Origin of the sequence: Chelativorans xinjiangensis, from assembly GCF_009812055.1 — a bacterium.
GTDB classification, from domain to species: Bacteria; Pseudomonadota; Alphaproteobacteria; order Rhizobiales; family Rhizobiaceae; genus Chelativorans; species Chelativorans xinjiangense.
Window position 1 is genome coordinate 1 of the sequence record NZ_WQNH01000090.1, and the last position, 10,126, is coordinate 10,126.

The 10,126-nt window shown below is 62.2% G+C and carries 11 protein-coding genes; 6 read left to right on the top strand and 5 right to left on the bottom strand.

What is annotated here, in order from left to right; all coding sequences use genetic code 11:
- The first annotated feature begins 296 nt into the window (after window positions 1-296).
- A complete protein-coding gene (locus GM910_RS27690; protein WP_201285605.1) occupies window positions 297-485 on the top strand; it encodes an SDR family NAD(P)-dependent oxidoreductase in 189 nt (62 codons plus the stop codon).
- 14 nt (window positions 486-499) lie between these two features.
- On the opposite strand, the gene GM910_RS26330 is transcribed toward GM910_RS27690, so the two are convergent.
- The 5 genes from GM910_RS26330 to GM910_RS26350 form a co-directional block, all read right to left on the bottom strand.
- Window positions 500-1,228: an SDR family oxidoreductase gene (locus GM910_RS26330; protein ID WP_159593775.1), complete on the bottom strand. Its 729-nt coding sequence runs from the start codon at window positions 1,226-1,228 to the stop codon at window positions 500-502.
- Window positions 1,229-1,807, bottom strand: a complete 579-nt coding sequence (locus tag GM910_RS26335) for an AAA family ATPase (protein ID WP_159593777.1) — start codon at window positions 1,805-1,807, stop codon at window positions 1,229-1,231.
- Window positions 1,804-2,763, bottom strand: a complete 960-nt coding sequence (locus GM910_RS26340; protein ID WP_159593779.1) for an ROK family protein — start codon at window positions 2,761-2,763, stop codon at window positions 1,804-1,806. Before GM910_RS26340 ends, GM910_RS26335 begins: the two co-directional genes overlap by 4 nt.
- The gene (locus GM910_RS26345) at window positions 2,693-3,598 is read right to left on the bottom strand and encodes a tagatose-bisphosphate aldolase (RefSeq protein ID WP_159593781.1); all 906 of its coding nucleotides are present in this window, start codon (window positions 3,596-3,598) and stop codon (window positions 2,693-2,695) included. The genes GM910_RS26340 and GM910_RS26345 overlap by 71 nt, the downstream gene beginning before the upstream one ends.
- 121 nt (window positions 3,599-3,719) lie before the next feature.
- Window positions 3,720-4,676, bottom strand: a complete 957-nt coding sequence (locus GM910_RS26350; RefSeq protein ID WP_246226383.1) for a sugar-binding transcriptional regulator — start codon at window positions 4,674-4,676, stop codon at window positions 3,720-3,722.
- A 187-nt stretch (window positions 4,677-4,863) separates the two neighbouring features.
- Here GM910_RS26350 and GM910_RS26355 point away from each other — a divergent pair, with 187 nt between their 5' ends.
- The 5 genes from GM910_RS26355 to GM910_RS26375 all read left to right on the top strand — a co-directional run bounded on the left by GM910_RS26355 (window position 4,864) and on the right by GM910_RS26375 (window position 9,944).
- Entirely contained in the window at window positions 4,864-5,811 is a 948-nt protein-coding gene (locus tag GM910_RS26355) for an ABC transporter substrate-binding protein (protein WP_425482736.1), read from the top strand.
- 38 nt (window positions 5,812-5,849) lie between these two features.
- Window positions 5,850-6,821: an ABC transporter permease gene (locus GM910_RS26360; RefSeq protein ID WP_201285606.1), complete on the top strand. Its 972-nt coding sequence runs from the start codon at window positions 5,850-5,852 to the stop codon at window positions 6,819-6,821.
- Window positions 6,818-7,558 (top strand): ATP-binding cassette domain-containing protein, encoded by a 741-nt coding sequence (locus GM910_RS26365; RefSeq protein ID WP_159593787.1) that lies wholly within the window; start codon window positions 6,818-6,820, stop codon window positions 7,556-7,558. Before GM910_RS26360 ends, GM910_RS26365 begins: the two co-directional genes overlap by 4 nt.
- 128 nt (window positions 7,559-7,686) lie before the next feature.
- Window positions 7,687-8,634 (top strand): tagatose kinase, encoded by a 948-nt coding sequence (locus GM910_RS26370; protein WP_159593789.1) that lies wholly within the window; start codon window positions 7,687-7,689, stop codon window positions 8,632-8,634.
- Window positions 8,631-9,944: a D-tagatose-bisphosphate aldolase, class II, non-catalytic subunit gene (locus GM910_RS26375; RefSeq protein ID WP_159593791.1), complete on the top strand. Its 1,314-nt coding sequence runs from the start codon at window positions 8,631-8,633 to the stop codon at window positions 9,942-9,944. Before GM910_RS26370 ends, GM910_RS26375 begins: the two co-directional genes overlap by 4 nt.
- The last annotated feature ends 182 nt before the right edge of the window (window positions 9,945-10,126 follow it).

Here is a 10,126-nt window from a genome sequence, read left to right on the forward strand (position 1 = left end):
ATCGGCACCACCATCTGCACAGGCAATGGCCGGAAAGCCGATCATGCATTAAGACTGAAACTGGACCACCTCATAGGGGCAGGCCACGCGCGCCGGACGGGTTCGACGACATCGAAAGGATCGCATCGCACGATGAGCGGGAGGCGGTGGTGCGCGGATATGCGAAAATTGCTGGCTTCGCCAGGTAGTAGCGCGCCATTTCGTATGGGCATGGACCGCTCTGTCGATGAGACATGCTGGCAATTGCCTGCATGATTCTCCGAGGCGTTGCCAGAGCAGAACAACGGAGAGACTTCATGGAACTGAAAGGCAAGGTGGCGCTCGTCACAGGAAGCTCGCGCGGCATCGGCGCGGCCATCGCCAGAACCGTTGCGCAGAGTGGCGCTTTCGTCGTCCTTCACGGGCGGGACCAAGATGCTCTCTTGGCGGTCAGCGCCGAGCAGGTTGGCGAGCGAGCCGGCGCTGAGGCGAAGAGCCATCCTTAGTTCCTCTCATAGGCTCAACAGGCGGTGAAGCCACCGTCGATGGGCAACGATACGCCAGAGATCATCGAGGCGCCGTCGCTCAGCAGGAAGGCGATAGGCGCCGCTATCTCTTCTTCCGTCGCCCAACGGCCGAGGGGCATCTGCTTCAGGAACGGTTCGCCGATCTCGGGGCGACCCCAGTAGAACGCCGACATCTCGGTCATCACCACCGTGGGATGCACGCCGTTCACCCGGATACCATGAGGCCCGAGTTCCAGTGCTGAAACGCGCGTAATGTTGTCCAGCGCCGCCTTGGACGAGCCATAGGAAATATGGCCCTTCAGCGCGACCAGAGAGGCCTGACTGGACACGTTGACGATTGCGCCGCCCTTGCCGAGCCGGATCATCGTGCGTGAGGCGTATTTGGTGACCAGCAGAGCGCCACGGGCGTTGACCGAAATCACCTTGTCGAACACGTCGATATCGGTCTCCATCGGCGTTGCGATCTCGCCGCCGAAACCGCCGCAATTGACCACGCCCCACAGATCCAGGTCGCCTATGGCATCCCGCACACTGTCCTCGGAAGTCAGATCGAAGGCTACCGTCCGGCAGCCGGTTTCGTCGGCAAGCGCCTTGAGCTTCGTTTCATCGCGGCCGCCGGCGATTACATCGGCGCCCTTGGCGACCAGATGTCTGACCGTTGCCGCTCCGATGCCACCGGTGGCTCCCGTCAACAGAATGGGGCCTCTGTCGTACGATGCCATTTATGTTCCTCCTCCAGGTGGAATTTGCAGTGTGGCCGAGCTCAAAAGGTCGAGAACCTCGTCAAGCACCTGCGGATCGACCGGCTTTTCCGTGTCGATCTCCACGACGGGGCCGATGGCGAAGGGCTTTGCGCGCTTGGTGAGTTCGAACAGTTCATCGGCGTAGGATGTAGGCGGATGCCCCGCGTGCCGACCGGCAGTCCGGGCGCGATAACGCGCGGCGGCGGTTTCCGGGGTCACCCGGCACCAGAGTTCGATCACCCGTTCGATCCTCGCGTGCGCGATGCGATCGCGCAGGACGCTTTCTGGCTGAAACCCGTGCCACGCGTCGATCACCGGCACCAGCCAGTCGGGAAAAGCCGCGACCATATTGAAGATGGCATGATAGCTGGCCCGGCCCAGCATCCGGTTATGCTCGCGGTCGCCGGTTCCCACATGAACGAAGAGCCCCTCCTTGATCGTGTCGAGGCTTAGAGGCACCGCGGCGACGCCCGCGTCATGAAGTGCCTGGGTCAAACGCGCGCTGACGGTCGATTTGCCGCTGGCTGGCACGCCGTTGACGATGATCGCCTGCCTCATGCCGCCGGTCCCCCTTCCGCACCGCGCACTGCCTGAAAAGCGCGAAGTCCCGCACCGATGACGCCTGCGTTGTCGCCAAGTGATGCCGCCTCGACGGGCATTTCGAACCATTTGCTTCGCCGGGGCAACCGTTCAAGCGCACGTGTCATATCGGCACCAAGCCCGCCGCCGATGAGAACGAGGCGCGGATCGGCCACGGCGACAAGGGATTCGATCGCTCGCTGTAGTGGGCTGGCCCACTGGTCGAGCACGACTGCCGCCAAGCGATCCCCCGTCCTGGGACGCGCGAGAAGATCGTCCGCGCGGATTCCCTCAGGCAGGCCGGCCTCCGTGATCAGACGGCCAAGCGCCGTGCCTGAGCTGAAGGTTTCGACACAGCCGGTCCGCCCGCAATTGCACAGGGGCCCATCCCTGGCGACGACGATATGTCCGAATTGACCCGCGAAGCCGCCCCCATACCACGGCGCACCGTCCTTCAGCGCCGCGCCGCCGATCCCGGTGCCTACGGTTATCATGAAGATCAAACCCTGCGCGCCCTCGGGGCGGGCCTGTCCTTCGGCGATCAACGCCATGGTTGCATCGTTCTCGATCCGGCAGGGCAGGCCCGTCCTGCGCGTGATCAGGCTAGCCAGATCCAGCCCTACAATATCGAGGTAGCCTGCGGATATGATCTCGCCTGAATTGCCGTCCACCCTACCTGGAATGCCGATACCCACGGCGGCGTCGCCGTCGGTTCGCAGGTCATCCACCAAGCGCAGCAACTGATCCGCGAAACCCTTCCGGTCCTTTCCGACGGGCTCGATGACGCGCTCCAGCAACTCGCCCGCCCGGCTGACTCGGGCTACGCGGATGCGGGTTCCCCCCACATCCACGCCAATGGCCGTTTCAGCCCCGGACCGCATGGGCGTCCAGAACCTTCTGGATCTGGCGAAGCCGATCGCTTGCGATCTGTTCAAGGCGCGTCTCATGCGTCTTCGCGTCGAGCGAGATGCAATCCTTCCACAAAGCACGGCCTGCGATCACACCTGATGCCCCGTGGTTCATGGCGGTCTCTACCTGTCCGATAAAGGTTTCGTGGTCGACGCCGGCCGACAGTACCGCCCAGGGCACACCGTTGCAAAGCTCGGTTATCCGGCGACATGCTTCGGCGGTGCCCGGATAAGGCAGTTTGAGAACCTTGGACCCCAACTCCAGCGAGATACGGGCGCAATCGACGATGAGATCCGGGAAGGCCTTTGCGTAGCCCGCGTCCGATTCACCATCAAGTTGGTAGGTCAGGATCTCGACCACCAGCAGCACGTCTTCGCGCGCAAAATCCGTGATGCATTCACGGATGATCCGGATGTTGACTTCATTCGCATCCGGGCGATCGGGGCGCAGATACACCATCAGTTTGGCGCCGGTGCCGCCCAGCTCGCGCACGCGGCGGGCGTCGATACCTGGCACCAGCTTAGAGATCCGATAGCCATTCGCGTCGGTATCCCAACCCGAGGCATCGAGTCCGATCAGAAGCCCGGTGTCACGGGCAAGAACGCCTTCATCGACGACCTTCGGCACGGCACATACCGCGTCGAGCAATACGCAGGATGCCTTGTTCGCGAGGTGGCGGACGATGCCGGCCTTGATCACACCCAGAGTGGCCTCGTCGATCTTGGCCTGTGCCTCGGGTGTATCGGCCAGAACCTTGCGCATGCCTCCGCGTTGATCGCAGGCGACGACCATCATCAGACCATTGTCGCCGCAAATCTGCTGATAGCCGCGAAGCTCCGAAGTCGTCATTTTCGTATTCATGCGGATGATCCTCGTTTCAGAGTCTTGGCATGCCATCGGCCGATACCAAGGGAGATAACTTCCTCCGCACTTCCATTCAACAATAATTTACAGAAATATATTTCAAAAATAGATGTTGATATCACCCCCTGACGGCAGGATCCTTGGCGGTGCCTTCCAGATGGTCCAGCATCAGGCGGGCCACTCGTGTGTCGGTCACGAGCGCATTGATCATGCCGGACCGTGCCGCGCCGAGGATGGCGCGGACCTTTTCCTTGCCGATGGCCACGCCGATGCTCAGAGGGATCCGTCGCAACTGATCGCGGCTGATCGCCATGAGATTATCCTGGCCGGGCCACCGGATTTCCTGTCCGTTTTCATCGAAATAGTGCCGTACCACATCGCCCACCACGCGATGGGCGTCGTCGCTCTCGAAAGCGACATCGCGATTACTGGTTGCCCGCTGGAAATCGCCAATACCAAGGATCGCTGCATCGACACTTGACCAGTATTTCAGGACTCGCGCGGTATCGGGATCCTTCTTCAGCACTGAGCGCAGTTCCGCCGAGGCCAGGGAGGGCGCATGGAGAAAGTAGGCGTCGCCCTGCATCCGCTCGGCGGCGGTGCGCACGAACTCGTTGATCTGAAAATGCGAGGCGGTTTCGTGTATTCCTCCCATCGCCGGTACCACAATGACGTCCGGTATCCGGGGAAGCCCAGCGGCGATAACGCTCTGGACTGTGCGCCCCCATCCGATGGCGACGACCGATCCCGCCGGCAGTTCGGCATCGGTCAACAGGGCGCCTACGCTCGAGGCGAGCGCGGCGACCTTGTCGCTTTCAACGACGCGGACGGCGCGCAGCTTCAATGCGGCACAAAGCTGATCGCCGATCTCGTCCGCCTCATCCAGATCGGCGACATGGATCCGTACGATCCCATCTTCGCGGGCTTGCGCCAGCAGCCGGGACACCGTTGCGGTCGAGACTTGCATACGGCGCGAAACCTCCAATTGCGATGCGCCCTCCAGGTAATGTAGCCTTGCGGCGGTGTGCATCAGGCTTCGGTTCAAAAGCCGAGCGCCCTTGGAGCGTCTGGTCATCGTTGCTCTCCGTGAAACATATTTCTGGAACTTAATTCTTGCGTCATAACTCGCGGTTGGGCAATATCAAACTCGTCGAACCTGTTTGGTTCGCGGCGGGTGATGTTTCCCCGCCATCGGTATTCCGGTTCGGAGGAGCCGGTTTCAAAGGGAGGAAATCTTTATGCTAAATCTCATCAGATCGACCGTGTTCGCTGCCGTGCTTGGCGTGGCTGGCATGGCGCAGGCCCAAGAAGATATAACGATCACGCTCGTTCCGGGCCTGACGACGGATGCCTTCTACATCACCATGAACCGCGGCGCCCAGGCGGCGGCCGAGGCACTTGGTATCACGGTCGATTTCCAGGGCGCGGAAGAGTTCGACCCCGTTCTGCAGACGCCGGTTCTCGACGCGGTCATCGCCCGCCAACCCGATGCGATTCTTATTGCGCCGACGGACAGCGTGCAGATGATCGAGCCGCTGCGTCGTGCGAACGATGCCGGCATCCCGGTTATCACCGTCGACACCTTTATCGACGATGGAAAATATCAGGACGGTGCGGGAGATGGGGACTTCCCGATCTCCTACATCGCGTCGGACAATGTCGGCGGCGGTCGTATGGCGGCACGCTTCTTGGCCGAGCGGATCGGCGGAAAGGGCAAGGTCTACGTCTCCAACGTGCGTCCGGGCATCTCGACGACCGACCAGCGCGAGGAAGGCTTCAAGGCCGAAATGGCCGAGAACTACCCCGACGTCGAAGTGCTCGAGACCCAGTATAACGAGAATGACGCATCGCTGGCGGCATCGCAGTTCCAGGCCGTTCTGGCCCGCAATCCCGACATCGCGGGTGTGTTCGGTGCGAACCTGTTCTCGGCGCTCGGGGCAGGCAACGGCGTGGATGGCGCTCAGAAATCCGAAGACGTGACGGTGATCGCCTTCGACGCACCCAAGAGCATTGTCGATAACATTTCGTCCGGCCTCGTCGATGCGGCAATTGCGCAGCATCCGGCGGAGATCGGCTATTATGGCGTGATGACCGCCTATGCTGTTCTGACCGGCCAGTCGGTGCCGACCTCTATCGGGACCGGGTTCACTGTCATCGACGCCGACAATGTGAACAACGAAGACATCGCCAAGTTCATCTATTCCGAATGAGGCAGAGCTTGATGTTGGAGAATAATGGGACTTCATTTTTGAAGTCCCTACTCAACGCATGGTCGTGGTTGTTCCTGATCCTCATCCTCGGCTTCTTCGAACTCTATGCGCAGATGGAGACGGGGAACACGTTCCTTTTCCGTGTCTACACGCTTCAATCGATTGCCGTCGCTGCGTCGCAGATCCTGCTTCTGGCGCTTGGCCTCACGCTGGTCATCGTGGCGGGACATATCGATCTTTCCATCGCGTTCACCACCGGGTTCTCCGCCGTCGTCATGGCTCTGGTCATTCGCTTCTTCGGTCCGGAGGGCGGCTGGTTGACGGTGATCCTTGCGCTTGGCGTCGGACTCCTGGCGGCAATCGTGGTGGGGCTCATCAACGGCTGGCTTGTCGCCTTCATCAACGTGCCGAGTTTCATCGGCACCCTCGGTACCTACGGTATCGCCCGCGGTGTCGCGCTGATCGTGGCGGGCGGTGCGACCGTGTCGATCCGCAGCGACGAGGCGCGTGCCATTGGCAATGGCATAATCCTGGGCTTCCCGGTCCCGGTATTGGTAGCGGCAGTGGTAGCGATCGTTTTCAGCTACCTGCTGACCCACACGAAGTTCGGCGTGCACACCTATGCTCTCGGCGCAAACAGGGCGTCGGTCGAACGGGCCGGGGTGGACGTCAAGAAGCATCTAGTCATTCTCTTCGTTCTTTCGGCGTTCACCGCCGGCATAGGCGGGCTGATTTACACGGGCCGGTTCTCGGCCGGTGCTGCCAATGCGGGCGAGCCGATCCTGCTTTATGCCGTCGCGGCCGTGTTTATCGGCGGCGCATCCCTGACCGGTGGGCAGGGCACGGTGGTCGGCACGGTAATTGGCGCGATCATCATCGCGGTGATCCAGTTCGGCCTCGTCTTCTCCGGCCTGCCGCCCTACTGGCAGTTCGTCGCCGTGGGGCTCGTGATCATCGTCGCCGTGATTGTCGATCAGTCCAGAGACCGGCTGACGGGGGTGAGCTCATGACGGCACTCCTCAGCGCAAAGGGTCTGAAGAAACGGTTCGGAGGTAACGAGGCGGTCAAGGACGTCAGCTTCGACGTCAATGAAGGCGAATGTGTCGTGCTTGCCGGCGACAACGGCGCCGGGAAGTCCACCGTCATCAAGATGATCTCGGGCGTCTACACGCCGACCGAAGGGGAGGTGCATTTCGACGGTGCACGCCTGACCGGGAAGTCGGCCGAAGCAATTCGGACCGCCGGGATCGAGACGATCTATCAGGATCTGGCCCTGGCGGATAATCTTGACCCCGGACTGAACCTTTATCTCGGACGGGAAAAGACCCGCCGGTTTCTGGGACTTCCGTTCCTCGCGCGGGAAGAGATGCGGCGCGACGCGGTCGACGTGCTCCAGAGTCTCGGAATAGTCGTACCGGACCCGACGGCGCCGGTTCGCGAAATGTCCGGCGGGCAGCGCCAGGCGATTGCCATTGCACGGGCGATCCATTGGCAGGCAAAGCTTGTCATCATGGACGAACCGACGGCGGCCCTGGGCGTGCCGGAGCAGCGCGAGGTGATGGCGCTGATCGAGCGGTTGAAATCGAAGGGCGTGGGGATCATCCTGATCTCGCACAACCTGCCGGACATCTTCGCAGCTGCCGATCGCATCATCGTGCTCGCCCGTGGCGTCGTCGCCGGAGAACGCCGTCCATCCGAGACGAATGACGAAGAGATCGTGCGGATGATGATGGGCGCCACGTTGTGACACTTCCGCCCGCATGAGGGCTGGACACTCTCGCGCCTTCTGTCCCCGAAGGCGCGGGGGCATTTCCGAAGGCACGTTTCGCAGATGTTCGGGACGTGCCGTGACAATCCGAACAGGCCAACGCTCCCATGACCAAGATTCTGACAGTCGGAGAAATCCTCGTCGAAATAGTCGCTGCCACCAGGGGCGATGGGTTTCGGGAAGTTCAACCGCTGACGGGCCCATATCCTTCCGGCGCACCGGCGATCTTTGTCGATCAGGTCGGCCGCCTGGGGTTCGACGCCGCGATCATCGGTCGTGTGGGCGATGACGATTTCGGCCGTCTCAACATCGCGCGGTTGGCGGCAGATGGAATCGATGTCTCCGGGATAGACGTGGCTACGGGCGAGGCGACGGGCTGCGCCTTCGTCCGCTACCGCCCCGATGGATCGCGCGCCTTCGTCTATACGCTCGACGGGAGCGCTACTGCGACTTTGGCTCTGACCAATGCGGGCGAAGCCTTGATGGATAGCTGCGGGCATATCCACATCATGGGCACCGCCCTGTCGGTCCCAGGTATGGCCGGGATCGCGCTTCAGGCCGTTGACCGGCTGAAAGCCCGGGGCGGCACGCTGAGCTTCGACCCGAATATCCGCGCCGAAATGCTGAACAAGCCGGGCCTGCGCGAAAAGTTCGCGGGCCTGATCGACCGCACAGACATCTTTCTGCCTTCGGGCAACGAGATATTCCACTTCACGGAAGCGACCGACGAAGACGGCGCTATACACGATTTGCTGTCCCGAGGGATCGGCGAGATCGTGATCAAAAGGGGCGACAAGGGTGCGTCCTACTTCGCCCCTGGCGCGCGGTTCGACGTGGCAGCCCATACGGTCGAGGAGCGCGACCCCACCGGGGCCGGCGATTGCTTTGGCGGAACCTTTGTCGCGCTGCGAGTGGCAGGCGAGACTCCCGAAACGGCGCTCCGCTATGCCAATGCTGCGGGCGCGCGGGCCGTGACCGAGATCGGGCCGATGGAGGGGGCTTCCACCCGAGCCGAACTCGAGAGGTTTCTGGAAGACGCGGAGGGCCGGCGATGAGTGCGCATCCTCTTTCCGAAATCGCTCGCTGGCGCGTCAAGGCTGGACCTTTGGGCCTGCCATCGGTCTGCTCGGCCCATCCCATGGTGCTGGAAGCGGCGATGCGCGCGACCCTGCCGACCGATTTGCCGCTTCTGATCGAAGCGACCTGCAACCAGGTCAACCAGGACGGCGGCTACACCGGCATGACGCCTGCCGATTTCCGTGCCCGTGTCGAGAACATCGCGCGGGCGGCCGGTTTTCCGATCGAGCGGGTTATCCTGGGCGGCGATCACCTGGGTCCAAACCCCTGGAAGTCGCTGCCGGCAGCGGAGGCGATGGACAAGGCCGATGCCATGGTTCGCGCCTATGCCGCCGCGGGGTTCACCAAGTTGCACCTTGATTGTTCGATGGGTTGTGCGGGGGAGCCGGTGGCGCTCGACAATGCCAGGACGGCGCGCAGGGCGGCGCGGCTGGCGGCTGCGGCGGAGGAGGCGCTGCCAGGCGGCGACATGCCCGCCCCCGTCTATGTCATCGGAACGGAGGTGCCGATCCCCGGCGGCGCGATGGAGAAGTTGGGCGCTCTGGAGGTCACCACCGCTGCCGCTGCGACCGAAACGGTATCTGCCCACAGGGTGGTCTTCGAAGAGGCGGGGCTGGATGACGCCTTCGCACGGGTGGTCGGTCTGGTCGTTCAGCCAGGTGTCGAGTTCGGCAATCACAACGTGATCGACTATGACCCCGCCGCTGCACGGGAACTGAGCGCCGCTCTGGACGATCTGCCCGGTCTTGTGTTCGAGGCGCACTCCACCGACTACCAGATCCGCGAGAGCCTTGCCGCGCTGGTCTCCGACGGTTTTGCGATCCTCAAGGTCGGCCCCGGCCTGACCTTTGCGCTGCGCGAGGCGCTTTACGGTCTCGATTCAATCGCGACCGAACTTGTGCCGGAGGGCAGGGATCGGACGCTTCGGCAGGTGATGGAAATGGTCATGCTGGCTGATCCGTCGCACTGGGAAAAATACTACGACGGCGACGCAGAGGCGCGGCGCCGTCTGCGGCATTTCTCCTACAGCGACCGCATTCGGTATTACTGGCCGAACGTCGAAGCCGAGGCTGCTGTCGCGCAGCTTTTCGATCTTCTGGAAGACTGGGACATCCCGGAGCCGCTGATCGGCCAATATCTGGGCCACCTGTTCCCCACCGTCCGATCTGGCGAGGTTCCCTGCCATGCGCGGCCGCTCGTTCTGGCTTCTATCGAGTTGGTGATGCAGGACTATATTGCGGCGTCGTTCGGACTCCATCGCGAGACGGGATCGCTCCGTCGAGGCTAGGCGCAATGAGAGCTGAGGTGGACCGACGATTCCCGGCGTTCAAGGGGGCAATTCGCGATGTCGCAGGTGGGCGGACATAAACGTAAAGAGGGCGTAGGTGTTTAGTCCCGGCATTTGATAGATTGGATCGAGCCTGAAGCGTTCGGGCTCCTTTGTCCAGCATTTGCAGATGTATTCGTAGG

What these genes read in the sequence shown, in the direction of transcription:
- GM910_RS26375 (WP_159593791.1), top strand. Translation starts at nt 8,631, where the DNA reads ATGAGTGCGCATCCTCTTTCCGAAATCGCTCGCTGGCGCGTCAAGGCT.
- GM910_RS26330 (WP_159593775.1), bottom strand. Translation starts at nt 1,228, where the DNA reads ATGGCATCGTACGACAGAGGCCCCATTCTGTTGACGGGAGCCACCGGT.
- GM910_RS27690 (WP_201285605.1), top strand. Translation starts at nt 297, where the DNA reads ATGGAACTGAAAGGCAAGGTGGCGCTCGTCACAGGAAGCTCGCGCGGC.
- GM910_RS26350 (WP_246226383.1), bottom strand. Translation starts at nt 4,676, where the DNA reads ATGACCAGACGCTCCAAGGGCGCTCGGCTTTTGAACCGAAGCCTGATG.
- GM910_RS26345 (WP_159593781.1), bottom strand. Translation starts at nt 3,598, where the DNA reads ATGAATACGAAAATGACGACTTCGGAGCTTCGCGGCTATCAGCAGATT.
- GM910_RS26335 (WP_159593777.1), bottom strand. Translation starts at nt 1,807, where the DNA reads ATGAGGCAGGCGATCATCGTCAACGGCGTGCCAGCCAGCGGCAAATCG.
- GM910_RS26365 (WP_159593787.1), top strand. Translation starts at nt 6,818, where the DNA reads ATGACGGCACTCCTCAGCGCAAAGGGTCTGAAGAAACGGTTCGGAGGT.
- GM910_RS26370 (WP_159593789.1), top strand. Translation starts at nt 7,687, where the DNA reads ATGACCAAGATTCTGACAGTCGGAGAAATCCTCGTCGAAATAGTCGCT.